The organism is Pseudoalteromonas sp. SR44-5, assembly GCF_014163675.1.
Classification (GTDB): Bacteria; Pseudomonadota; Gammaproteobacteria; order Enterobacterales; family Alteromonadaceae; genus Pseudoalteromonas; species Pseudoalteromonas rhizosphaerae.
The window spans coordinates 126,996-153,375 of the sequence record NZ_JACJDT010000005.1 but is presented as its reverse complement, the minus strand read 5'-3'; the positions used below and the strand labels follow the sequence as shown (position 1 = coordinate 153,375).

Here is a 26,380-nt window from a genome sequence, read left to right as displayed (position 1 = left end):
TTGATACGGTTTTGTAACAGTTCCTTACAAATGTCACGTTAATGTTTCATTCAGCTCTGTTATTATGGCTTTAGTAAAATATTTAGGGGACTGATTATGCGAACAACGATATTGAAATGGACACTTCCATTTGTCGCGCTTGGCTTAGGAATTGTTGGCTTTGTGGGAATTAATGCGATTGCCCAAGAGCCAGAAAAAAAAGAAATAGTCGACACTCGGCCGGTTGTAAAAGTTGAGCCTGTAGCTGCCAACGATCATCAAGTGATTATTAATAGCTATGGCGAAGTTAAGCCACTTGAAAGCACGCGTTTATCAGCGCAGGTGTCGGGTGAGGTTGTTAGTTGGCATCCTCACTTTGTTGCTGGTGGTATTGTTGCTCGTGGCGAAACCTTATTTACTATTGAGAAAGATAACTATGAAGCGGCGCTATTACAAGCCCAAGCTGAACTTGCTCAAGCAAAATCACAGTTAATCGAAGAGCAAGCACAAGCACAAGTTGCGGCGGATGAAGTAAAGCGCTTTCCTGGTAAAGAGCGTACTGCATTGTTTTTACGTGAGCCACAAGTGCTTAGCGCGCAAGCATCGGTTAAGTCAGCGCAAGCACGATTAAAGCGTGCGCAACGTGATTTAGATAATTGCGAAGTAACAGCTCCTTATGATGCACTGGTTGTAAGTCGCGATATTGGTGTAGGCCAGTATATAAATATGGGCACACAAATCGGTGAGTTAAATAATATTGAAACAGCCGAAGTGATTATTCCGATCGCTGGCTTTGACAGTGTGTTTTTACCTGAGCGAGTTAAAGGCATTACTGCAACGGTAATAAAAACCGGTTTACATGGGTTTACGCGTCAAGCTGTGGTTGATCGTGATTTAGGTATTGTTGATAGTGCAACTCGTATGAGTAGCTTAGTTGTTCGTATAGATGATCCGTATGGGTTAGTTAATAAACAGCAGGCAATTAAATATGGCAGTTATGTACAAGTCAATTTTGCTGGCACTATGCTTAATAATATCTATCGCTTACCGCAAGAACTGGTGAATAACCAAATGGTATGGATTGTTAATGATGAGCAGCAACTTGAGCCACGTAAAGTGAAAGTGATCCGCGAAGAGGGCGAGTTCTTTTATATTAGTGATGGCTTAGAGGCTGATGATCAATTAGTTATTACCTTACCAGAGTATCCGCAAAAAGGCATGGCAGTGAAAATCGCTGGTGTGCAGGATGTTAAAAAAGTTGATGCACTCGATAGTGCAACCACTGAAAAACTATAAAGGGTAGACTGCGTTATGAGTAACACTGAACTACCAAATACACCAGACTCAACGGTTGAAAAGCAGACTGGTATTATTGCCTACTTTGCTAATAACTCTGTAGCGGCTAATTTAATGATGGTTTTCATTATAGTAATGGGGATCATTAGTTTTTTAACTATCCAACGACAAATGTTCCCGAACATTGAAATTAATTACATTACAATTAATGCGAATTACCCTGGCGCGTCACCGCAAGAGATGGAAGAAAGTATTCTCGTTAAGATTGAAGAATCTTTAAAAGATATTACCGAAATTAAAAAAGGTGTATATCGCGCATTTCGTAATGGCGGCAGCGCCCAGTTAGAAATCAATACTGATGCAGAGCTCACCGATGTACTGGATAAAATTAAGTTGCGGGTTGATGGTATCGCTACTTTCCCCGCAGGCATGGAGCCGGTCACCATAAGTCAAATAGAGTTTCGCCAAGATGTAATAGGCATGACATTAGTTGCCGACCTACCACTGAATGAGCTCAAACCGATAGCTAACCGCATTGAAGATGAGCTATTACAGCTATCAAATGTATCACTGGTGGTCAATGATGTACCACTGGATGAAATTGCCATTGAGATTGAACCAGACACATTACGTCGTTACAACTTAACCTTAAGCGAAGTCGCTGATGCTGTTCGTCGTTATTCCGCCAACTTTTCAGCAGGACAATTAAAAACCGATGCTGGGGTTATTTCTGTTCGAGTTGAAAACCAACTGTATTCAGGTGAGGAGTTTCGCCAAATACCAGTAAAAATTGGTGATAACGGCGCTAAAGTTTTACTGCAAGATATTGCAATTATTAAGGACCAATTCACCGAAGGCGAACGTTACTTTAAGTTCAATGGTGAAAATGCCGTTTATTTATCAGTAAAAGCGACGGAAGAGCAAAGTATTATTCCTGTTGCGGATTCAGTTAAAGCGTTTATTGATCAAAAAAATAAAGACTTACCGCCGGGTGTCCGCTTAGAGCCATTAATGGATATGACCTATTACTTAAATGCTCGCTTAGATATGATGGTAAATAACCTGATCCAAGGTGCAATTTTAGTCGCTATTATGCTTTCTTTGTTTTTACGTTTTAAGCTTGCGCTATGGGTAATGATTGGCTTGCCGGTATGCTTTTTAGGCGCCATGATGATGATGCCGCTGTTTGGTGTAACCATTAATATCTTGTCATTATTTGCCTTTATTATGGTGCTAGGGATTGTGGTGGATGACGCCATTGTCATCGGAGAAAGTGCCTACACCGAAATAGAGAAAAAAGGCGGTGGAGTTGTTAATGTCGTTAATGGCGCTAAAAAAGTCGCAACTCCTGCAACCTTTGGGGTGTTAACCACAGTTGCGGTATTTGCGCCATTTACGTTATCGACAGGCCCTGAAAGTGCATTCTTTTTTGGGATCGCAGTCGTGGTTATGTTGTGTTTAATATTCAGCTTAATAGAATCAAAGCTTATTCTACCTGCACATATTGCCCATACTAACTTCCCGCCAATTAAACCAGATAGCTGGCGAGCACGTTTTAATAAGCGCTTTTTTGGTTTTGTAAATGGACCATATCGACGTTTTATAGTGCGTTGTGTAGAGTGGCGTTGGGCGGTACTGTTCTCGTTTATTTCATTACTGATCGTCACTTTTGCCTTGATTGCATCAAACAATGTGCGTACTGGTTTTATGCCGAAGATCCCGCATGACTATCCGCAGATCAACTTAGAGATGAATGATAATGTCTCTGATATACAAACCATTGAAGCAATTCGTGAAATCGAAGCTATGGTGATTGCCGTTGATAAAGAGACTGAGCGGGAATATGGTCAAAAACTAATTAGAGATGTACTTGTGTTTAACCAAGGTCGTACTGAAGCGCAAATACTTGCACCATTAGTTGAAGAGGATTTACGTCCTTATAACGCGTTTGAACTTTCTCGTCGTTGGCGTGAAGCGATGCCAACCATTGCTGGTGTTAAGTCGCTTATTATTTATGACGATGTGAATGCCCAAGGTGGTGGTGATGGTGAGTTTGGTTACTTATTATATGGCTCAGATATCGACACTTTAAATGATGCTGGGCGTCGTTTTATTCAATTATTGCAACAACAAGACGGTTTGTTTGATATTAGCTCGACTATTGACCCTGCCAGCAAAGAAGTGCAAATGAGTTTAAAACCTGTGGCTTATGACCTCGGTTTAGACTTAGCCTCAATAGCAAACCAAGTTGGTGCAAGTTTTTACGGTGGTGAAGCACAGCGTGTTATTCGCCGTGGTGAAGAAGTGCGGGTGATGGTACGTTATCCAAAACTAACCCGCGAAGCGTTTTCATCGCTCAAGCATGCAGTTATCACCACACCGCAAGGTAAAGAAGTGTTACTTGGTGATGTGGTCGAGCTGACTGAAAAACCGGGCATTAGCTATATTCGCCGTGAAGGTGGTTATCGTACTGTGTATGTTTATGGCAATATCGACGAGGAAGTGATCGAGCCAAATGAAGTAATTACACAAGTAAAAGACAAGCTATTACCTCAACTAAAAGAAGAGTTCCCAAGCGTTAAATCAGAGCTTGGCGGTGCTATTGAAGAGCAGCAATCACAAGCAAATCAGCAAAAAATGTTCTTTTTTGGTGGCATGATTTTAGTATATATCTTGTTGGCTGTACCTTTGAAAAGCTATGCGCAACCTTTGATTGTAATGTCGGTGATCCCGTTTAGTTTGACGGGGGCTGTATGGGGGCATTATTGGTTTGGCTTAGATCTAACCTTAATGTCGGGCTTTGGTATCATTGCCGCAGCGGGTGTAGTTATTAATGATTCGCTGGTTATGACCGACTTTGTTAACCAAGCTCGCCGTGAAGGTATCGCTATCAAAGATGCGGTGATAGAGGCCGGTTGTGCTCGTTTTAGACCTATATTGCTGACATCTATTACTACATTTGCGGGCGTATTGCCGATTATGTTTGAAACCAGCTTACAGGCTAAATTTGTAATACCTATGGCTGTAGCGCTTGGATTTGCAGTAATGTTTGCAACCTTAATCACGTTAATATTAGTGCCGTGTTTGTACATCATAATGAGTGATGTAGGTAAGGTGTTTAAAGCTTTATTTAATGAAATTATGCTCTTATTTAAAAGTAAACAAGGGCCGCAGTTAGATCGTTAGTTTCAATTTGTTACTACGGACTTTAAAAGCCAATACGTAATGTATTGGCTTTTTTATTTTTATATACCTAAGTATTACTTTTTATTGGCGGTTACATTCTTTAGTTTGATCTTTGAGCTATGTCACATTATACTCACGCTGTTTTGGCAAACTAATCGAAAGGTTAGGACGCAAAGTTTCCGGTCTAAGGTTTTAGTGTGCTAAAACTAAGATAGCGGGGCCGTTGCACAGGGTAATATTAGCCTCACTGTGTGTCATCAGCCCTACAATATAGTTAAAAAGTATTTCTTTTATCCAATAAATACTGGATAGTACCTATTAGATGTTCTTAAGGTGTTGCTTTGTTTATGCATACGTCATTGGCCTGTGGAAATTGGATGCCAATAGGTTGTCTAAATCATCATACCCAATTATTTGTGGGTGATATGGTGACAGTGACTTTTTATGACACGCAAGGAGAGCTAGTCGATTTATCATTTAAATATGAAATTATCACTGAAGAACAAGGTGAGCCACATAATTGGCCGCGTTTTGTCGCGGAATATATTAATACCCATATACCACTAGTTGAAGCAGGAAGAATGACTGAGCAAGGTTTAGTGGTAGCTTATCGTTCAAACCAGATTTATGCACTTGAAGGCTGCGGGATTACTCGTGCGGAATTAACTTTTCAATGTATTGCTAAATGTGATGATTACCAAGCCGTTAAGCCTGCATATGACTATATCTACCCTGAAAAATGCAGTGTTTATAATGCGGGTGTAAAAGTGTTACAGCCAAAAACAGGCTTAATTTATAAATGCAAACCTTGGCCTTTCAGCCAGTTTTGCAATGTGAAAGAAGAAAACAATCCACTTTATGAGCCCGGTGTGGGACAAAGTTGGGATTTAGCCTGGCAGCAAGTTTCCCCTTAATGCTATTTAGCATTTTTCGGCCCACTCATTGAGTGGGCTTTTTTATGCACTTTTGAAAATTATGTTAAACTCCAGCCATCGAAATTTTTTATTGGTTTTTCTGTGGCTCTATCAAACTTATCGTTGTCTTCACTTCCTAATGCTCCTGTTGCACGTAAACAGCCGCACACGTTAACAACACACCAAAAAATACGCATTGATGATTATTATTGGATGCGTGATGACGAACGTACAGATCCAGCGATGCTGGCACATTTAGCCGCTGAAAATGACTATTGTGAACAGCAACTAGCGCCTATTCAGTCTTTTCAGAAGCAACTGTTCGAAGAACTAAAAGGGCGTATTGTTAAAGACGATAATACTTTTCCCGTTAAAGATGGCCAGTATTGGTATCACTCTGAAGTACGTGGCGATGATGAATATTCTCGCCATTACCGTAGTCGTCAGATGGATGCCGCAGATAAGCAGCTACTGTTAGATGTAAATATACTTGCAGAAGGTTTTGAATTTTATGAATTAGGCGAGGTGGCAATTAGTCCTAATGAACAATTGTTGGCTTACTCTGAAGATACCGATGGTCGTCGTATCTATACCGTAAAGTTTAAAGTTATTGATAACGATGATTTACTTGAAGATGTATTAGAAAACACCGAAGGGCAAATCGTTTGGGCAAACGACAATAAAACGGTTTTTTACGTAAAGAAAGACCTTAAAACGTTATTAGGTTATCAAGTTTATCGCCATGTATTAGGTACTAAGCAAGCGCACGATGTATTGGTATATGAAGAGCAAGATCGAAGCTTTTTTATGGGGCTTGGTAAAAGCCGTGATGAGGGGCTGATCATTATTGATTTAGCCACTACAGAAACGAACGATACTTGGGTGCTAGATGCTGATCAGCCGCAAGGAGTGTTTACTCAGTTACTGCCACGCGAAGAAGGGCATGAGTTTGATGTTGATAAACTCGGCGATACGTTTTATATCGTGACCAATTGGCAAGCTAAAAACTTTCGTTTAATGACGGCTAATACAAGCACCATTGCAGATAAAACACAGTGGCTTGAGCATACCCCTCATCGTGATAGCGTTTTATTAGAAGGCGTAGAGCTGTTTGACGATTTCTTGGTGCTTACTGAGCGCGAGCAAGGACAAACACGCTTTGTGGTCATTAATAAGCAACAGCAGCGTATGACCTTAGAATTTGATGATCCTTGTTATTATGCTGCCATTGCAATGAATCCTGAGCATGATACGTACGTAGCTCGTATTTATTACTCAAGCCTCACCACGCCAGGTTCATTATTTGAAGTAGACTTAAATAATGGTGATAAAACTTTATTAAAACAACAGCAAGTATTAGGCAGTTTTGATCCGCAAAACTATGCCTCTGAAAGATTAATGGTAACAGCGCGTGATGGTATTAAAGTGCCCGTGTCGCTGGTTTATCGTAAAGATAGTTTTGCTAAAAATGGCACTAATCCACTGTTTCAATATGGTTATGGGGCGTATGGCATAACCATTGATCCGAGCTTTTCGAGTACCTCATTAAGCTTACTCGATCGTGGTTTTGTGTATGCTATAGCACATGTTCGTGGTAGTGAGATGTTGGGCCGTGATTGGTACGAGCAAGGCAAAAAACAGCATAAGCAAAATAGCTTTAACGACTTTATTGATGTAACCAAAGTATTGGTTGAGCAAGGTTATGGTGCGCAAGATAAAGTGTTTGCTTCAGGCGGTAGTGCCGGTGGCTTACTAATGGGAGCGGTTGTTAACCAAGCGCCAGCGCTTTATTTAGGAATTGGCTGCCATGTGCCATTTTTAGATGTGCTAACCACCATGCTGGATGAGTCAATACCTCTAACTACCAATGAATACGATGAATGGGGTAATCCAAATGACCCTGCCTATTATGATGTGATTGCTCAGTATTCACCGTATGACAATATTACCGCACAGGCATACCCACATATTTTAGTGACTACCGGTTTGCATGATTCACAAGTGCAATATTGGGAGCCGATGAAGTGGGTGGCTAAAATGCGTGAATATAAAACTGACGATAATATTTTGGTGTTTAAAACCGATATGGATGCCGGTCACGGCGGAGCATCAGGGCGTTTTAAAAGCTTGGAAGAAAAAGCATTAGAGATGGCTTTCTTTATCAGTTTGGCTGATTAAGTGTGATTTTCTATTCAATTGAGTTTCACTATGTTTGGAGGTACTTATATGTTTAATGTACATGGGCGCTGGGAATACTCAATTGAATCACCAACAATATATATCAAAGTGATTGGATGTTTTAATCGAGAAGGTATACAGGCTTTTACCAAGGATGTATTTGCTGATTTAGCAAAGTTGCCGCCTCAATCCATTGAATATGCGGTGATTAACTTAGCTTAGTTTGAATTAGCGACCGCAGATAGCTTGGCGGTTGCAACTGAATACTTTCATGGTGTTAAAGCGCGCGGTTATAAACGTGTTGTTTATATTCAAGCAAGTGCTGTAGCCAAAAGTTTGCTGGAACATATCTGGCGGGGTAGCGATATGGATATACAATTTTACGATGATATTCCAGGTTACTTAGCTAAGCACCCGGAACATCTATATATTAAAACCTGGTTATGATTAATTTAAATAAGCTTTAAGCATCCACACTAGCTTCTCTTGCTCAGTTATATAATCACTCATCAATGAAGCCGTACCTTCATCTTGTGCATCACTTGCTTGCTCTAAAATATCGCGCTGCATTTTAATTAGCGTGCTGTAACCAGCGAGTAAGTTTTCGACTGCAGCGACACCATCACTGATATTTTTTGCTTCTTTAATTTTGCTGATCTCTAAGTAATCAGAAAATGCATGCAGTGGTGCGCCATCAAGCGTTAAAATACGCTCAGCGACTTCATCTACTTTTAAAAGTAATAGGTTATAAATTTCTTCAAACTTGACGTGTAGTTCAAAAAAGTTGCGACCTTTAATATTCCAATGAAAACCGCGGGCATTCATATATTGAATTTGATAACTACTTAGCAGGGTATTGAGTGACTTGACGATATCTTCACTTTTCGCGCTGTTAAGACCAATTGCGTTTACCTGTGACATAACTTCTCCTTAATAAACTGATAAGATGTTTTCTAAACACTGAAGCAAGTATCAGCCATTTTTAGTAATCTGTAAAATGGTTAAAATCGATAACCTTAATAGATTTTACCTATTAGCCAACCTGCTGTAGTAATTAATTTGTTCGTACAATAGAGATGGGCTCCAATCTTTAAAAAACCACCCTAAAAATCAAAATAACCGCAAATCGCTTAATAAAAGCACAATAAGATGATCTAAAACAAGCTTTTATAGCAAGCTATTACATGGCGAGTGGTTATTTGATTTAGGTCAAAATTAACGTTTTTAGTCGGCGCATAATCAACACAGATAAATTTGATGGAGAGATAACATGCAGGCTAAAACACAAAAAGAAAGTAAAATGGAATTAGTTGTTATTGGTATAGCGTTGATTGCATTTGTAGTTGGCTTAGTCGGCCATTTAGCAGGAGCAAGCTTTGCTAACTTTGATACCTTTGGTTATATCGCAGCGCCAACACCACTGATCTTAGCAATCATCGCATTTGTTGCCTATAAAGTGGCTGCTAGTGCAGAAGATTAAACCAGCAACTCAACAATATAATTCATCACTTGGCGTGAGTAGATCATACTGGTGTGACTTAAATGAAACACTTTATGTTCTGCCATGCCTTTGAGTTTGGTTTCATCAATTAATACCGTACCATCTGATTGACTACCTTTGGCAATTAGCGGCATGAGGCCGATCGGTAAATCGCCAGCAATACTATAAAGCTTGGCATTAAATGGCCAATCACCATTTTCGGTCAGTAAAAACTCCACACTGTTTTTTAAAAATACATCAAAGCCTTTTTGCTGCATTCTGCGGGCTATATGGCTGCCTTTATGCGGTGTGCCTAAAGTAATAACTTTTGTTACGTTTTGGCTTTGCTCTGAATTTGCAGCAAGGTATGCACGCGCCACCAGTCCGCCCATTGAATGACAAACAAGGGCCGTATTTTTATCATTAATAAAATTATCAATCTGTTTAAAAATAGCGGCGCGATCGGGAGACAATGTATTGTAAGAGAGGTTGAGAATATCCAACCCAGACTTTTCGAGCTGCGAGCATAAAGGGCGCATTACAAAGCCAGACATATACAATCCGTGTAATACCACAACGCGTTTAACAGTCATACACCCTCTTAATCTATTGAACCTACAATTACATTAATTGTACTGGTTTTATTTCAATGTTAACTGAATCAGAGCTCACCCATACATCACCATCTTGAATGGTAATAGTCAGCGATATATTGCGATCAACCAGCGCTGCCAGCGCTTGAGTTGTAGCAAAATCTAAACTAAAAATACTTAAATTTTTAAACTCATACAATTTAGGTTGATGCTTTTGCCACCAAATTGCTTGGTTGTTTTCACCATAAGTGTATAGCACCACTTTTTTAGCTTTATTACAGGCTTTTTTAACACGCTTTTCATCAGGTAAACCAAGCTCAACCCACAGCTCGATCTCATCGCTATAGCTTTTATGCCACAGCTCTGGTTCATCATCAGCCGATAAACCCTTAGTAAATTCTAAACCATCACAGGCATTAAGTGCATAGGCAAGCAAGCGGATCATCAAGCGTTGCTCGGTTTCTGAAGGGTGTTGTGCCAAGGTTAAATTAAAGTCTTGGTATACGTTGCGGTCCATATCGCTTAGCGATAACTGCGCTTTAATAATCGTCGATTTAAGAGCCATAACAGTTTATTTAAAAAAATTTGCGTCAGTATAGCGCAATTAAGGGCTGAGCCAGTTAAAATAGCCCGAAATTATCTGTAGGAGTTAAAAATGGCTATCCAGTGGTTCCCTGGGCATATGAATAAAGCCCGTAATGAAATTAAAGAAATAATGCCACAAATGGATGTGATCATTGAAGTGCTTGATGCGCGCATTCCTTACAGTAGTGAAAACCCGATGGTGGCGACGTTGCGTGAAGGTAAGCCGGTCATCAAAATTTTGAATAAAGCTGATTTAGCCGATCCTAAAATGACGCAAACGTGGAAGGATTACTTTGAGCAAGAAAATGGCGTAAAAGCGATTGCGTTTGGTAATGATAAAGCGGCTGAAGTTCATCGTATTAATGAACTGTGTAAAAAATTAGTACCACACAAAGTCGGTGCTGATAAGCAAATTAAAGCCATGATCATGGGTATTCCTAACGTGGGTAAATCTACGTTAATTAATGTGTTAGCGGGTCGTATTGTTGCGAAAACAGGCAACGAACCGGCGGTTACTAAAGCGCAGCAACGTATTAAGCTAGAAGACGGCATCATGCTTTACGACACACCGGGTATGTTGTGGCCAAAAGTTGAAAATGAAAACTCAGGCTACCGTTTAGGTGCTACAGGTGCGATACGTGATACCGCACTTGAATATGAAGAAGTCGCTAGTTACACCGCTGAATATCTATTGCGGGCGTATCCTGAACTTTTAAAAGCGCGTTATAAAATTGATGAATTACCTGAAAATGATTGGGAATTTGTTGAAATGGCGGGTAAAAAGCGTGGTTGTATTCGTGGTGGTAACCAAATTGATACTTATAAAATGTCAGAAATTCTAATTAATGAATTACGCGATGGCATAATTGGTCGTATCACTATGGAAACTCCAGCTATGCGTGAAGAAGAAGAAGTGATGGTTGCAGGGCTACGTGCTGCGGCTGAGGCTAAAAAAGCCGCTAAAGAAGAAGAGAAAAAACAACGTCGAGCACGAGCACGTAAAAACCGCCGGTAATTGTTTTTCCACTGGTTAGCTCACTAAATTACAGACATAAAAAAAGCCCGTAAGGGCTTTTTTAGTTTCATATCTACCGTCACCGATATGAGCAATGTAGCAAGTAAAATAGTAGGGCGGTTACCTGTCACCAACATCAAGGGGCGTTGCGGTTAGTAACAGGTAACCTTAGCTGTTTACGTGCGCCACACGTGTTTCAGGGTCGAGAAACAAATCAGTTTATTCCGTACAAGTCGTTGTGCTTTGCGTCTTGTTGATATTGATTATCAGTTAGATCTTATGATCTGTCAACACCCACTTGCAAATAATTCTCATTTATTTTATTTGCTGATAAAAACAACAAATAAAGCACTTTGTTGGCATTAATATTACACAGCCCGATTTCTTGCTGATATTAGATTATTTTGCTTGCTTGCTTGCTAATGCTTATGGCGTCTTATTACTTGCAATGCGGTTATTTATTTGTTCTACCAATTCTTTATCTTTGCTTCCTTTGCTATTAACTATAAGTAAAAAGTGCTCGCCTTGTTTGTCGATAACTTTAATCACTGTATTATCAAGTTGTGTTCTGCCATAAGTGACTTCGACGCTAGTAACATCCTTAAAGTGTTTTAAGTTTGATTCAAGTTGGCCTTGTTCATTTTGCCAATAGCTAAAAATGTAGTTGTCGCTTATACCATTGCCGTCGTTACGAAAATCTACCCAAGCATCGCTGTAAAAATATAAAACATCTTCATCAATAGGTACTAATTGATGGCGTTTTAAGAATTGCATTTGAAATGACCACAATTTATCGCCTTTTACGATAGCGGTACTCGGTAATAAATAGACTTCTTCCAGTAAGCTTAAAAATAAAATAGGTACCCAGATTATGGCGATAACTATATTTCTTACTCGCCATTTAGAATTGTATGCAAGTGCGTCAGATGATTGGTTTAGGTGTTGAATGTAATTAACTAATGGCAGCCATAAAAATGGCAGGATACAAATAGCTATAGTAGTTGCTTCGTCAATACGGGTCATGAGACTTGCCAAAATAACCAGTAACCACGCAATAATTGCCAAGACGTTTGGCATGATTTTATTTTTATTGTGCTGCGTTTGGCTGTGTGCAACTAGCTCTAAATATAAAGAGTAATAAAAAAATATCGCGAAAATCCCGCGAGCAATCGGCATGATATGACTATTTTGCTGTATTTTAATTGCTTTCCAGTTGCGATAACTCCAGTAGTTAATAAAAAGTCCTAAAGTAAAAATACTATAAAGAATAAACTTTGCATTAGTAACTGGGTAAAACTGCGCATCACTAAATGTTGGGCGCTTTGCTGACTCGATACGCCATGCCACAATAAAAAATATCAGTGCGAGCAGGTAAGCAAGTAATACTACAATGATCCAATTATCGTTTAAATCAAAACTGCTAGTGGTATCTGCAGTTACATATTTAACAATGCCAAACTGCGCATTGTCGATTAGCTTGCCTCGTTCGCTCAGGTACAGTTTAATCTGATCAGCTGGAATATGATCTTGTTTGGCGCTAAATGAAAAATCGAGTGTTAATATATTGTCCGTAAAGTGGATATTCTTTTTGAAATTAAAGAACGCATTATCAATTTCACTTTGCTTATTATCAAAGTGCCAATTTGGTTCTTCAAATTTTATTTTAATAGTTGTTTCAATATTATTTGGGTACTTAAAATACAGCGGCGTTGTGCGATTAATTTGATCGGGTTCGTAAACGCTATTTTGTATCTCTGAGGCATAAAAGTCAGCTCTGAGTCCTTCGTCGTCAGGTTGCCAAAAATCATTAATAAGGTAAAACTCGTCACTTAACAGCTCGCCGTTATTTGTATTCTCAGTTACCGTCATCGGCTTATCAATGGTTATGCCTTGAAAATAGCCTTGGTAATATTCTAGGTAATCTTTCGCTATTTTATCGAGTCCATTGCGGGCTAATGAACTGCGTCTATTTACAGCATCAAACTGGCTATATATGTAACTAGTTTGAAATGTTGTTGGCTGTTCAGGTTTAAGAGCTATGGTGTAGTTATCATGCGTTTTAATTGTAATACCATCGACAGGGGGACTTATTTTTGTAAGCTGTTGCTCAAAAGGTTTAACAATCAATGCATAACCATAATTTGGTTGTGCTAAATGCGCTAAAGTTCCGGTTTGATAGTTTATTGTTGGATCTAGCCAATAACGTTGACCTGCATGCTCAAGCGTGACAATGACATGATCAAATATTTGTGCTGAGGCTGGTAGTTCAATTAACCGTTTACCTTCGTCAGTGTTCACTAATGCAGGATAGGCTTTGATCCCCATTGCTTTAAGTAATGAAATTAGCAGTACGGTTTTGTCTTTACAATCACCATAACGAAGTGCCAGAGTTTCAGATGCCGACGTTGGTTGGTGGGAGTTAGTACCCATCTCCAAGCCTAAATAACGAACCTCGTCTTGACTGAATTTTAATGCAGCGGCGATACGATCGGAGGCTTGTGGATTACGCATGGCTATTTCATCGGCAATGAGTGTTACAGGATCTGTTACTTCTATTGCGGATTGATATAAAGGGGCTGCCCAGTTAGCAACTTCCTGCCATGATTTTAATTCAGAGAAAAAAACCTGTTTATACGGGTTATACCAATATGGTGTTTGGCTTGAAGATGTGATTGTTGCTTGATTGTGTAAGCTGATTTGATAGTCATGACCAACAGCGAGCGGGGTGTCTTTTATGTCAACCTCGCCGTTAATTGTATTGATATAAAGTGGTGTGGGTTTTTGCCATAACACACGCATAAATTGTTGCGCCACCGGTACCGACCAGTTTAATGTGCGAGACGCGCTAAAATGTTGGTAAATAGGGTTGCGGCCAGTAATCGTAAAGCTGTAATCGAGCTGGTCGTTAATGCGCATATCATCAACAATAATATTTAAACTTAGGCTGCCGTTGTAAATTCCATTGGCTAATTCGGTTTCTCGTTGTAAGACCTTAAATTGTGCGCTAGCGAGTTTATTTATGTATTGCCCATCTCGGATAAGGCCAAGACTATTGAGTGTGAGGGTTTGATAACTGGGATCAAAGTCTAAATTAAGTTGGCTAATGTAATCGATGCCAGTTTGGTTCACCGCCTGCATCACAGTACGCGTGTAGCGCTGCTGAGGATGTTGAGCAGATACTTTTATTTGGGTATCAAGTAATCGGTAATAAGTACCATCGACGATTTGGTTGACTGGGATTTCCGTTTTAATCAGTGGCTGTTGTTTCACCCAATCATCTGCAGCTTGGATTTGGTATTCTTGGCTGGTGCTATAAAAACTTATAACTAAAAAACACACACTGAGTGTGAGGCTCGTTAATTGAGTCCATTTCATTATTGTTCTTCTTTTTGGCTGGTTTTAAGTGTCCCTATTGTTGTTAGATTACCAAGCTATGGCTTATAAGCCAATAAAATACAGGGCATTATCTTGGTAAGGTAACTAATACACGAGTACCTTGACCTTCAGGATTGGCTAATAATTGTAACTGACCACCTTGATTACGAATGAGTTCGCGGCTGATCACTAAACCGATCCCCGCGCCTTGCGCTTTTGTTGAATAAAAAGGCACGAATAGGTTATCAGGATTTGTAATACCAGTGCCGCTATCGAGCAGCTTAATAACAACTTTATCTTTATGTTGTTGCCAGCTAAGAGTAGGTGCGCTTCTACCTCCGGCTTCAAAGGCATTTTTAATTAGATTGATCAGTGCTTGTTCTAACTGGCCTAAATCTACATTGAAGTGCTGAGGTTCAGTTGCTTGAATAACTAACTGTGGAAATAAGGCATGTAATCTCAGATTGATTTGTTCTGTGGTTACGGCTTGCTTATTAGCGGCAGGCAGCTGTGAAAAGGCACTGTAACTGGCTACAAAGTCGAGCAAATGCTGGGCGCGTTTTTCAATCACTTGTAGCATGTCGCTGGCTAAATCAGGTGCATTACTGATCTGTCCTTGCTGCTTCATGATCTGAAGAGACTGACTCATTGAGTAAATCGGTGTGAGGGAGTTTCTAACTTCATGATTAAGTACGCGTATTAATCGCTGCCATACTTGTTGCTCGTTGCTACGTAGTTGTTGCTCAATCGAAAATAACGTCAGTAATTCGTAGCTTCGCCCTGCACGCCAAAATGTTTGTGATGAGATATGAAAACGCTGCTCAAAACATGAATCATCATGTTGTTGCCACATGCCTTGGTTATATATGAGGCCGAGATTATTTGCTGTTAAACCTGCAACGTCAGGAGTGGTTAAACTATTTAAGAATGCTTGATTAGTGAAATAGACTAATCCGTGCGGGTCTAAAATAACAATGGGTAAATCAAGCATGCCAACAAACTCAAATACAAACTCTTCGGTTTGTATGTAATGACGTTTATTTTTAGCAATTTTGTTACTGAGTTTATTAAAGTCGGCTTTTAAGCTTGTAATGCGCCCACCTTGGTATTTGGCTAAGTGCCAGCTATTGCTTTCGTTATTCGCAAGGGCATCAAGTTGTAAGCCAAACCGATCGAGTACATCGGTAACTAGCCGATAACTTTTTAGCGCCGCAAGTACCGTTAGAGTGACCAACGGCAATAATATACTGATGCTGGCAAACCAATCTAAATCCCAGCTGATCGTAAGCAAAATACATAACGTCAGCAGGATAAAAACCATCAAATAAAGGTAGCGTTTAAGGTGCTGTTCAAGTGACTGGTTGGTTGGCATTTAACTGTCTGCTTCTTTTAAATCAAGCTGATGCTTATCGATGCGCCTGTAAATAGCTGATTTACTTAATCCTAAAAATTCCCCAGCAGCAATAACATTGCCATTAAATTCAGCCAGTGCTTTTTGGATCATTTGTTTTTCTAGCTCCTCCAGCGGTAATAGCGGTAATGATTGATTGGCTGCTGCGCTATGGCTGATGCTTGCTTCACTACTGGGTTGTGCAAGAATTAAATCACAGGCGCCAATATTGTCGTTGTCGCTCATAATCACGGCTCGCTCAACACAATGGCTAAGCTCTCTTACATTACCAGGCCAATGGTACTGGGTAAGCGCCAGCGTCGCTTCGCCAGTCAGTGTCATGCCGCTGCGCTGATATTTTTTACTGTGTGTTGCCAACAAGTGATTAGCCAGCTCAACGATATCTTCCGGGCGTTCGCGCAGGGGCGGAATGTGTAGTTCAATGGTGTTGAGTCGAAACAGCAAATCGCGGCGAAATTCGCCCTCTTCAATCGCTTTGGCAAGCTCTGCATTGGTTGCAGCAATAATACGAACGTCGGCAATTTTGGTTTGACTGGAGCCGAGCACTTCAAATTCTTGGCTTTCGAGTACGCGCAGCATTTTACTTTGCAACTCCAGCGGCAAAGTGGCTATTTCATCTAAAAATAAGGTACCGCTATTGGCTATTTCAAAGCGGCCTAAGCGGTCTTCTTTGGCATCAGTAAAAGCGCCTTTTTTATGACCAAATAATTCACTTTCAAATAATGAAGGGGCAATAGCACCAATGTTTACGCTAACGAAGCGTTGCTCACTGCGGTTTGAATGTTGATGTATGTAATGTGCTAAGAGGCTCTTGCCAGTGCCATTTTCGCCAGTAATTAAAATGCTGGCATTGGTTTGGGCTGCGCGTTTAGCTCGGGCTAATAACTGTTGCATAGTGGCTGACAGGGCAATGTAATTAGCATCGCTGGTGCTATGCAATGCTTTTAAACAAGCATTGTCGTGGTTGGTTTTTTGTTGTTTCAGCTGCTGTTGTACCACCGCAGTTAAGCGCAGGTTGTTCCATGGCTTTTCAACAAAATCGACCGCACCCAACTGCATGGCTTTTACAGCAACATCAACGCTTGCCCATGCGGTCATGACTACCACCGGGATATTAGCGCTCAGGGTCTGCAGTTGTTGTAAAAATCGCAGTCCTTCAGCGCCGGATGTGGTGTCGAGTTTAAAGTTCATATCAAGCAAAATAAGGCTTATAGCTGTGCTGCTGATTATTTCCAGCGCCTGCTCTGGGCCTTGTGCTTCAATGCACTGATAGCCAATTTGATTTAATGCCACGATGGCCGCCATGCGTACATCGGCTTGGTCGTCGATAACTAAAATTGTGTCCATTTTGTTCTTCTTGTTTCAAGCAAAAGCAAATTGCTTTACTTTTGCTTGGTTATCACATCATATTGCTTAGTCGTTACGAAGCGCAGCCATGGGTTTTGCTTTAATTAACAGTAATAATGGCCTAAAGCAGGCAAACATGGCAATAATCAAGGTAATTGTCCATGCCATTAATTGCAGCCGGACATCCATGATTAGCCATGACATTAGCTGTTCTTGAAGTATAAAATAACCAGCTAACACGGTTATTATTGCAAGGGCAAAGCCAACCAGCACAGGGATCACCGCCTCTTTGCTCATTAATTTAAATAAGCGTATCTTTTTAGCGCCGAGCGCCATGCGAATACCAAACTCATAACGGCGCAGACCTAGGTTATAGCTCAGCACGCCAAAGATACCTATTGCTGCTAATAATAGAGTAAATAATGCCAAGGTACTACACAGTGCTACTGTTAGGTGGCTCATATACAATAAATCATCGTACTCTTGTTGTAAGTCTCTAAATTGCCATAAAGTTAAGTGACTATTGGCTTTTCTTAATAAACTTAAAACTTGCTTGCTGGTCAGCTCAACACCTTGCTCTGTTTCAATAACAAACATATAGCTCCAAGGCTGTGCGGGCCACCACATGTGCCGACCAAATGATTCGTCGTAGTATTTAGGGGGGTTAAAGTCCTCCGTTATACCGACAATTTCAAACATTTTATCTTCAAGGCCTTTGTAGCTATTACCGATAACATTTGTGTACTCCTGGTCGGGTAATAGCCATTTAGCGACACTGATAGATACCAATAACTCGTTAGTTTCACCGCGCATTGCTTGCTCACTAAAAGTACGCCCAGCGAGTATTTTTGTGCCCACTAAATCAAAGTAATCAGGCCCGACCCACTGGCTTGGAAAGAAGATTGAGCTTTTACCTGCAACATCGGTTAGGGTATTGGCATTTTGCCTTGCTGACACTGGGCTTTGCCCAAGAGCAACATCTTTAATGCCTTCGCTATTTTGTAATACTTTTTGATACTGCTTAATTTGCTCGTAGCGCTCAGCCAGTGTTGCATTGTTATTGGTTTGAAATAACTGTGCAAAGTACAGGTTTTCAGTGTCGCTACCCAGTGGGCGATTAATGGTGTCGAGTGCTTTGCTAACAATCATAATTGAAAAGCTAACTAATAAGGCTGCCACAAACATTTGTGTGCCAATTAGTATACGCACAGTACGACCAGATACTTGCGACACGCCGCCTTTGCCACTGTTTTGCATTTGGCTATTTAAGGTTTTGTAGTTAACTAAACGTGCAGTGATCACTGAGAATATGTACGCTAAAGCAATACACATAACTACCGCTATCAGCACCAAATTAAGGTCAACAGCCAAGCTGTTCACCAGTGGCAAGCGTCCTTCTGCAAGTACTTTGAATAATCGAATGCCCCAAATAGATAAAAACAGTGCAATGCTGACCGATATACTCATTAAAATGAGTGATTGCAGTAAAATGCTGCTAAATAAAGTTTTACGTTTTGCGCCCAGTACAGCTTGCAGCGCTAAGGTTTTATGCTGTGCTAACGCGCGTGAAAAAAACAAGGTGCTGACGTTTAGTACAGCGATGACCAATAGCCCCACCGCGCCTGCAAGCATCATTAAACTAAGTTGATCGTTATTGCCAAGCTCAACTTCACGATACGGTGTTACAACGGGCTTTACATCAGTAATGCCGCCATTATTGAGCCACTCAGATTTAATGTTATCAATTTGGGCTTTTAAGTCGGTTTTTACTTGCTCGTTAGTGACGCCAGGCTTTAATACTGCAATCAGTTTTAAGTTTCTAAACGTGTTGGTCCACGGGCTTTGCCAGTCATCATTATGGAAAAATCGACGGTCAGAACTGGTTGGATACCACACATCAACAGAGCCCGCTTTAATCATGTAAGGTGGGCTGAAATTAGCCGCTACAACCCCCGTTATTATATGCCCATCACCTTCAATCTCACTGGCTGTTTTTAAGGGCTTACCAATTACATCAGGGTCACTATTAAAATGTTCTTTCCAGAACTTCTCTGAAATGACCGCGCTATTATCAGCTTCTTCTAAAGTTCCGCCCTTTTTAAAGCCATGTCCGAGTAAAAAAGGAGTATGTAGGAGCTCAAAATATTCACCACCGACATACAGCACATCCTTTTTTGGTTGGCCGTCTAAGTATAAAAAAACATTTTCAGCGGCATTCATCATAAAAGCTTGCTCAAAGCTTTGATTGTTTTTAAGCCAGTGCACCATCGATTGATAACTTTGAAAGCCAACCGCATCGTAGTCGTCATAGGTTAGGCTTTGCTCAACCACCACCATGCGGGTTTCGTCAAATACATCAAGGGGTTTTAAAAAGTAACTATTTACTAGGCTTAGCACTACAAATAAGGTCGCGAGAGTGAGCGCCAAGGTGGCTACAACGGCGGTAACAAACCCCGGTGCGTTCATCAGTGATGCCCACGCCAAGCGCAGTTGACTACGTGTTTTAGTTAAACGGCTCATGCTAAATCACCTCGGCAGTATCAGCGGATACAGCGCTGGTATTTTCAGTGTGCGTATCTTGGCGTGCTTGCGAATACGAGATAATTTCGCCATCGAGTAGTTTTAGCTGAGTTTTTGCGCGTCCTGCGTAACGTAAATCATGGGTTACCATACAAATGGTAGTGCCTTTTTGATTCAGTGCGTCGAGCAAGTCCATCACTGCATCACCATTTTTAGAGTCAAGGTTACCGGTTGGCTCATCAACCAATAAAATACTGGGTTTACCGGCAAGGGCGCGGGCAATAGCAATACGTTGTTGTTGCCCACCAGAGAGCTGATTAGGTTTATGTTGGGCGCGGTGCCCCATTTCAACCTCATCAAGAGCATGCTTTACTGCGCTCTGAATATCAGCTTGGCTCATAGCAGGCTCACGATAGGTCAGCGGCAATGCTACATTATCAAACACCGAGAGTTCATCTATTAAATTAAATGACTGAAAAATAAAGCCAATATGTAAATTACGCAGCTCTGCCTGTTGGTCCATGTCGAGGGTTTTGGTATCAACGTTTTTAATAAAATATTGTCCCTCGGTAGGGCTGTCGAGCAAGCCAAGTAAAGATAACAGCGTTGATTTACCACAACCTGATGGGCCACTAATGCAAATATAATCGCCTTGATTTATTTCAAGGTCGATATTTTTGAGGGCGTAGGTTTCAACATTTTGGCTGCGATAAACCTTGGCGATATTTTTTAATGAGATAAGTGTATTGGTGTTCATAAACTTTCCTGTTCTATTTTTATAGTTGCCAAATGCTGCCATTTAGAGAGATCTGAAATGATCAGCTGTTCACCCACTTTAGCGCCGCTCAGCAGTTGAATTTTGTTATCACTGAGTGTACCAAATTCAATTTGCGTGAGGTGTGCTAAATGGGTAGTCGGGTTAAGTTTAAAAAGCGTAGCGTCAGTATCGGCTTGCACTTTGGTGGGTAAGTTAACGGTGAGTGCATTGGGTATAACGTGGCTTATTACATACCCTTCAATACTTAAATCTGGGCGTGCGTTAGCTGGCAACGAACCTGTTAAATCAAGTTCAATCATCACGCGGCCATCACTGACGATAGGGTCAATACGGGTGACAGTTGCGATTACTTCGCCACGATTACCCGTGCTAAACGTGTTTACTCTTGCTGGCATATTTAAAGCTATTTTTTCTGCATCGCTTTGTTGCACACTAAGCTCAGCCTTGAGAGCGGTATCTGAGCCTACTATGGCGAGCCGTGTACCTGGTGTAAGGTTTTGACCAAGCTCAACATTAAGCTCTTGCAGCATGCCGTCAATGCCGGCGGTGACCTGTAAGTCATCAAAGGCTTGCTGTTGTACTTGATAGTTCAATTCAAATTGGCTTAATAGCTCTTGTTGAATTTTACTGCGCTGATGGTGCATATCGGCTAATTGGACTAAGCGTTGCTTTTCAATATCAACACGTTGCTCTAGCTGCTTCACGGTTAATAAACTGCGCTTGTAATCAAGACTTGAAACAATGCCTTGCTCGATTAATTTACTTTCGGCCTGTGCACGCAGTTGGGCACTTTCAAGCTCGCTTTTTAAAATAGTCAGGCTTGCTTGGCGCTCTAATCGCTGACTCTTTTGATTGATTATTTGTTCGTTAGCGCTGGCTTTTTGTCTTGCCAATTCGAGCCGTGCGACTGATAAACGTTGCGCTTGTAGTGGATTTACCAGGGTTAAAATAACGGTGTCTTTATTGACGCGGGTGCCGGGGTATACATGAATAGCTTCGACCATGGCGCTATCGGTATTGGTTAAATAACGCTGATACTTTGATTTTAAACGGCCAAAGCCACGTATTTTTATTACAAAATCAGCTTGAGTTACGGTGGCTATTTGCAGTTGATTAGCCGCCAATGCGGTAGGTGCTAGCCATGAGTAAATCAGCCAAATAATAAGCGCTATGCTAATAAGTAAGGTACCAAATATGAGTTTTTTACGCTGACTCGGTTTGGTGCTGCGTTTTAAAGTGCTATCTATATCCATGGCATTGGTAATTTGTTGTTAAGGCAATTGAATAGCCTAAAGCGAATAACATGCCAAACTATAAGTGATTGAAATTACTTGGTTTGCTTTTTTATTGTTAGAAGCAGTTTCCCAGCTTTGGGAAAATAAAATTAAAAGTGGGAGTGTGGCTTATAGGGCTTAATAAATATACTTGGAATGGTCGTGGCTATTAGTTTTTTTAATTCTTTTTGTTCATTTAGTTTATTTGTTTTTTCAGGTACATAGCGCTATTTTTCTTTTAAACACATCCTCCCATTGCCCGCAAACTGATAAGTGATAAAAATGAGCCAATTTATAAATAACCTTAGCTTTCGAGTTAAATTTGCTATTCCTGTCGTCGTCGCCTTAGTTATTTTTTCGGTGTTGTCGGGTTACGTGTTGTATACGTTTAAAGAGCAAGCTCGACTTAACAGTTTTATAAGTTTAGAGGTGCGAACGGTGCTGGACGATCTTGAAGACGGCTATCGTGATCTCTTTCAGGTGAAAACGGCAGGTTTGAGCATGGTGCTAGGACAAGGCGACAAACAAAACTATATAGTACAGCTTGCAGAGTACCGAGATAATATAGTCCGTATCGACGCGCGCCTTTCTAGCCCATTAAAGCTGGTGAAGTCTGGCTACATTGATGCGATCAATGCACAGCGGGTTACGAATATCAAAGCCGATGTCGCTATTTGGTCTCGTTACTACCAAGCACTTTTTAGTGATCACCAGCTTGCGGCTAGTTACTTAGCTGAGCATAAACAAGATATGGAAGCAGTGTTAGCGCGTATTCGCAAAAATGTTACTAGCATGCGTGATGAAATAGATGCCAAACTTACAAATTCTTTAATTGAAGTAACCGCTAATCAAGAGTCTGCTAGCTTTGCTTTGCAGTTTGGTATTGTATTGAGCTTTGTTTTATCAATAGCTGCAACTTGGCTGCTGTCTACCGTTATTTTGGCGCCGTTAAAGAAAATGCAGTTAGCATTAGAAAACATAGCTAGTGGCCAAGGCGATCTCACGCAACGGTTAAACAGTGAGTCAAACGATGAAATGGGTGCGCTTGCGCGTTCGTTTAATACCTTTATCAGTAAAATTCATAACACAGTATTGGCGGTTGTCGGCTCGGCTGAACAGGTGCGCAATGAAACTGAAAGTTTGCGCATTATTACTGCAAGTGTATTAAGTGAAGCCAGTAATCAGCAAATAGAAAGTGAGCAAGTGGCAGCTGCGGTAAATGAAATGAGCACGACCAGTGATAACGTAAGCCAAAACGCTAATGATGCGGCCAGTGCCACAAGTACTGCTAATAATGATGCCAATGTAGCAAAAGCCACAATTGAAGAAACCATTTCGTTAATTAATCAACTGGTGACCGACATTTCGGCATCGAGCGACGTAATAAACACCTTAGAGCAAGATGTAATGAATATCGCCACTGTGCTTGATGTTATCCGTGGTATTGCTGATCAAACAAACTTGTTAGCGTTAAATGCGGCCATTGAAGCCGCGCGCGCGGGTGAGCAGGGGCGAGGCTTTGCGGTCGTTGCTGACGAGGTGCGTTCATTAGCGAGTCGCACGCAAGATAGTACCGGAGAGATCAACGCTATGATTGAAAAGCTCCAACAAGGTACCAATCAAGCGGTTGGTGCAATGCAAGCCAGTACCAAAAGCGGTCAACAAACGATTGAGCACTCTCGCGGTGCCGCGCAATCGGTGCAGCGTATTAATGACGCAGTTACCATTATTAACGATATGAACATGCAAATTGCCACCGCTGCCACGCAGCAAAGCCAAGTGAGTGAAGATGTGAATATCAATGTGCAACGTATTGCGACATCAAGTGGCAATATGCTAGACAAAGTGGATCAGGCTGAGCGTGCATGCCAAGCATTGGCACAGCAGTGTCAACAGTTAGACAACCTAGTAAGCAACTTTAAAGTATAAGTATTATCAAGGGGGTGAATTATTTATCACCCCTTAAGATGCCTCTTTTAGCTAAACCTCAATAAATAATCAATTACTATCAACGAGTTATTAAACTGTAGTTTTGTGCATATTGTGCGTGATTTTTATGCGCTAAATGCATTTTAAGCAGATCAATGCAGCTTAAATTCTAAACATTTCGTTAATCTGACGTTAACACTATGCTCGAAGACAGATAGCAGTGTGTAGTCGCTCATCTAACGACAACAAAATCATCAACAGGTGTGGAGAGAACAACCAATGAAAGCAAGTAACACACAATTGGCTTTAGCCATTGCAGCAGCACTAGCAAGTACCTCAGCATTCGCTGCCAATGACACTGAAAAATTACAGCAGCAACTAGACGAACTACAAAAAGAAGTCGCTGCGCTGAAGAAGTCTAGCGGCTTTAATTTGGAATTTGGTGGTCGAGTGCAACTTGATTACAACTATTTTGATGGTGCATATAACGCGAATAATGACGGTGATGCGGGCGGTGATTTTTTTGCGCGTCGTATCCGTACTTATGTTGAAAGTGAGCATGGTAACTGGGATCACAAGTTACTGCTTGAGTTTGCCGAAGGCACAGCAGAAATCGTGATGGCGCGAGTTCGTTATAATTTCGATAATGGTCTAAAAATTAAAGCGGGTAAAATCCGTGAAGACATCACCTTAAATGGCTTAACGAGCTCTAAGCATACCAATACTATAGAGCGTAGTACGCTAGCCAATACTTTTTCGCCGTTCTTCCGTTGGGGAGCGTCAGCGTCTCAATACTTTAAAGACAGTGGTTTTCGTTATGCCGTTGGTGTTTATAAAAATGATGCCTTTGGTGCTACGGGTCATGACGAAGATGATCAACTAACACTCGCTGCAACGGGACGTGTTACTTGGTCAAGCGCAGCCCCAGGCGATGTGATTCATTTAGGTGCGTGGCATTCATACCGTGATATGGGTGGTAACGAGTTAGGTGCGCGCTTTGCCCGTGGCGAAATACGTGAAGCCAATGTACGTCTTGTTGATTATGCGGTGGGTGGTAATGCCGTGGCATTGGATAGTTTGTCGCAAAGTGGTCTTGAGTTTGCGTATCAAGCTGATGCATTAACGCTAGAGGCTGAATACGCAAGCCGCACACTCGATGCTGTTAATGGCGCCGACCCGCTTGATGGCGAGCGTTATGATGGTTTTCATGTATCAGCGAGCTACTTCTTAGGTGGTGAGCAACGCAGGTACAAAGCCGGTTCAGCATTATTTGTACAACCTAAAGGCATTAAAGATGCGTGGGAGCTTGTCGCCCGAGTATCACAAATGGATGCAACAAGTAGCACGCAAGGTACTGAAGTAACTACTTATACCCTAGGCACATCCTATTATATCAGCAGCGATATCAAATTTATGGGCAACTTGATCTACAGCGATGTAGAGGGCCCAGGCGCAACTGCGTTAGTGGGTGATGAAGACTCAGGTATGGGCTTTAGTGCGCGCATGCAGTATTTATTTTAGGAGTAAATTGAGATGAACTTACTTAAAAAATCATTTAAATCATTTAAAACTACGGTACTTGCGGCATCGTTAGTACTAAGCAGTCCGTTTGCTATGGCTGACATTCACTTTTTAGTACCGGGCGGCCCTGGTGGCGGCTGGGATACCACAGCACGCGGTGTGGGTGAAGGTTTAGTGAAAGCGGGTATTGAAGATAATGCGTCTTTTCAAAATATGTCGGGCGGCGGCGGTGGCCGTGCAATCGCTTATCTGATTGAGTCTGGTACTAAAAAAGGCGATATCTTAATGGTTAACTCAACACCTATCGTGTTGCGGGCACTAACCGGTAAAATTCCTTACAGCTACCGTGATTTAACTCCCGTTGCCAGTATGATTGCCGACTACGGTGCATTTGTAGTACGTAACGATTCGCCATTTAAAACCTGGCAGGATGTGATCGCAGCAATGAAAGAAGATTCAGGCTCTGTAAAAGTAGCTGGTGGCTCTGCACGTGGCAGCATGGATCACTTAGTTGCAGCGCAAGCAGTTAAAGCGGCAGGCCTTGACGGACGTCGTTTGCGTTATATCCCTTATGACGCGGGTGGTAAAGCCAAAGCAGGGTTGTTATCTGGCGAGGTTAACTTACTTTCTACCGGACTTAGCGAAGCGTTAGAAGTCGCTAATGGCGGTCAAGCTCGCATTCTAGCTGTGACATCTGGTGAAGCGTTACCAGATTATCCACAAATTCCAACCTTAAAATCACTTGGTTATGATATGGAGTTTGTTAATTGGCGTGGTTTCTTTGCGGCACCCAATTTACCGGCTGATAAACTTGCAGAATACACCGAGAAGTTACGTAAATTACAAACCACTCCAGAGTGGGAAGTAGTCCGTGCACGTAACGGTTGGTTAAACCTATTCCAAGAAAAAGATCAATTTATAAAGTCACTTGAACAGCAAGAAGCACAGCTTAAAGTTGTTATGGAAGAACTCGGCTTTATTCGTACGTCACGTTAATCG

At 41.3% G+C, this 26,380-nt stretch carries 20 protein-coding genes and 1 riboswitch; of the genes, 11 read left to right on the top strand and 9 right to left on the bottom strand.

Features of this window, described 5'->3' with window-relative positions; all coding sequences use genetic code 11:
- The first annotated feature begins 96 nt into the window (after positions 1–96).
- From H5154_RS04570 to H5154_RS04545, 6 genes are all read left to right on the top strand, one after another.
- Positions 97–1,275 (top strand): efflux RND transporter periplasmic adaptor subunit, encoded by a 1,179-nt coding sequence (locus H5154_RS04570; RefSeq protein ID WP_149982253.1) that lies wholly within the window; start codon positions 97–99, stop codon positions 1,273–1,275.
- Positions 1,276–1,290: 15 nt separating this feature from the next.
- A complete protein-coding gene (locus H5154_RS04565; RefSeq protein WP_149982252.1) occupies positions 1,291–4,461 on the top strand; it encodes an efflux RND transporter permease subunit in 3,171 nt (1,056 codons plus the stop codon).
- A gap of 135 nt (positions 4,462–4,596) precedes the next feature.
- Positions 4,597–4,689: riboswitch (cyclic di-GMP riboswitch) on the top strand.
- 119 nt (positions 4,690–4,808) lie between these two features.
- Positions 4,809–5,375 (top strand): chitin-binding protein, encoded by a 567-nt coding sequence (locus tag H5154_RS04560; RefSeq protein WP_149982251.1) that lies wholly within the window; start codon positions 4,809–4,811, stop codon positions 5,373–5,375.
- A gap of 102 nt (positions 5,376–5,477) precedes the next feature.
- Positions 5,478–7,553, top strand: coding sequence for a S9 family peptidase (locus H5154_RS04555; protein WP_182717520.1), 2,076 nt, complete (start codon positions 5,478–5,480; stop codon positions 7,551–7,553).
- A 48-nt stretch (positions 7,554–7,601) separates the two neighbouring features.
- Positions 7,602–7,775: a hypothetical protein gene (locus tag H5154_RS04550; RefSeq protein WP_182717519.1), complete on the top strand. Its 174-nt coding sequence runs from the start codon at positions 7,602–7,604 to the stop codon at positions 7,773–7,775.
- A gap of 24 nt (positions 7,776–7,799) precedes the next feature.
- A complete protein-coding gene (locus H5154_RS04545) occupies positions 7,800–8,000 on the top strand; it encodes a hypothetical protein (protein WP_182717518.1) in 201 nt (66 codons plus the stop codon).
- Here H5154_RS04545 and H5154_RS04540 read toward each other — a convergent pair whose 3' ends face one another.
- Positions 8,001–8,474, bottom strand: coding sequence for a Dps family protein (locus H5154_RS04540; protein WP_182717517.1), 474 nt, complete (start codon positions 8,472–8,474; stop codon positions 8,001–8,003).
- 349 nt (positions 8,475–8,823) lie between these two features.
- Between H5154_RS04540 and H5154_RS04535 the strand changes: the two genes are divergently transcribed.
- Positions 8,824–9,033: a hypothetical protein gene (locus H5154_RS04535; protein WP_149982248.1), complete on the top strand. Its 210-nt coding sequence runs from the start codon at positions 8,824–8,826 to the stop codon at positions 9,031–9,033.
- On the opposite strand, the gene H5154_RS04530 is transcribed toward H5154_RS04535, so the two are convergent.
- Positions 9,030–9,626, bottom strand: a complete 597-nt coding sequence (locus H5154_RS04530) for an alpha/beta hydrolase (RefSeq protein ID WP_145240252.1) — start codon at positions 9,624–9,626, stop codon at positions 9,030–9,032. The genes H5154_RS04535 and H5154_RS04530 overlap by 4 nt on opposite strands.
- 28 nt (positions 9,627–9,654) lie before the next feature.
- Positions 9,655–10,191: a YaeQ family protein gene (locus tag H5154_RS04525; protein ID WP_145240254.1), complete on the bottom strand. Its 537-nt coding sequence runs from the start codon at positions 10,189–10,191 to the stop codon at positions 9,655–9,657.
- 90 nt (positions 10,192–10,281) lie between these two features.
- Between H5154_RS04525 and ylqF the strand changes: the two genes are divergently transcribed.
- Positions 10,282–11,226, top strand: coding sequence for a ribosome biogenesis GTPase YlqF (ylqF, locus tag H5154_RS04520; RefSeq protein ID WP_182717516.1), 945 nt, complete (start codon positions 10,282–10,284; stop codon positions 11,224–11,226).
- Positions 11,227–11,652: 426 nt separating this feature from the next.
- Here ylqF and H5154_RS04515 read toward each other — a convergent pair whose 3' ends face one another.
- From H5154_RS04515 to H5154_RS04490, 6 genes are all read right to left on the bottom strand, one after another.
- Positions 11,653–14,601, bottom strand: coding sequence for a DUF3857 domain-containing transglutaminase family protein (locus H5154_RS04515; RefSeq protein WP_182717515.1), 2,949 nt, complete (start codon positions 14,599–14,601; stop codon positions 11,653–11,655).
- An 88-nt stretch (positions 14,602–14,689) separates the two neighbouring features.
- Positions 14,690–15,973 (bottom strand): PAS domain-containing sensor histidine kinase, encoded by a 1,284-nt coding sequence (locus H5154_RS04510; RefSeq protein ID WP_182717514.1) that lies wholly within the window; start codon positions 15,971–15,973, stop codon positions 14,690–14,692.
- Positions 15,974–17,359 carry a sigma-54 dependent transcriptional regulator gene (locus tag H5154_RS04505; protein ID WP_145240299.1) on the bottom strand — a complete coding sequence of 462 codons (1,386 nt, stop codon included), beginning with the start codon at positions 17,357–17,359 and terminating at the stop codon, positions 15,974–15,976.
- A gap of 66 nt (positions 17,360–17,425) precedes the next feature.
- Entirely contained in the window at positions 17,426–19,879 is a 2,454-nt protein-coding gene (locus H5154_RS04500) for an ABC transporter permease (protein WP_182717513.1), read from the bottom strand.
- Between the two features lies 1 nt (position 19,880).
- Positions 19,881–20,636 (bottom strand): ABC transporter ATP-binding protein, encoded by a 756-nt coding sequence (locus tag H5154_RS04495; protein WP_182717512.1) that lies wholly within the window; start codon positions 20,634–20,636, stop codon positions 19,881–19,883.
- Complete coding sequence (locus H5154_RS04490; protein ID WP_182717511.1) at positions 20,633–21,910, bottom strand: efflux RND transporter periplasmic adaptor subunit; 1,278 nt, start codon at positions 21,908–21,910, stop codon at positions 20,633–20,635. Before H5154_RS04490 ends, H5154_RS04495 begins: the two co-directional genes overlap by 4 nt.
- A gap of 303 nt (positions 21,911–22,213) precedes the next feature.
- Here H5154_RS04490 and H5154_RS04485 point away from each other — a divergent pair, with 303 nt between their 5' ends.
- From H5154_RS04485 to H5154_RS04475, 3 genes are all read left to right on the top strand, one after another.
- Complete coding sequence (locus H5154_RS04485) at positions 22,214–23,860, top strand: methyl-accepting chemotaxis protein (protein WP_182717510.1); 1,647 nt, start codon at positions 22,214–22,216, stop codon at positions 23,858–23,860.
- Positions 23,861–24,139: 279 nt separating this feature from the next.
- Positions 24,140–25,381, top strand: coding sequence for an OprO/OprP family phosphate-selective porin (locus H5154_RS04480; protein ID WP_145240101.1), 1,242 nt, complete (start codon positions 24,140–24,142; stop codon positions 25,379–25,381).
- Between the two features lie 12 nt (positions 25,382–25,393).
- Entirely contained in the window at positions 25,394–26,377 is a 984-nt protein-coding gene (locus H5154_RS04475) for a tripartite tricarboxylate transporter substrate binding protein (protein WP_145240099.1), read from the top strand.
- The last annotated feature ends 3 nt before the right edge of the window (positions 26,378–26,380 follow it).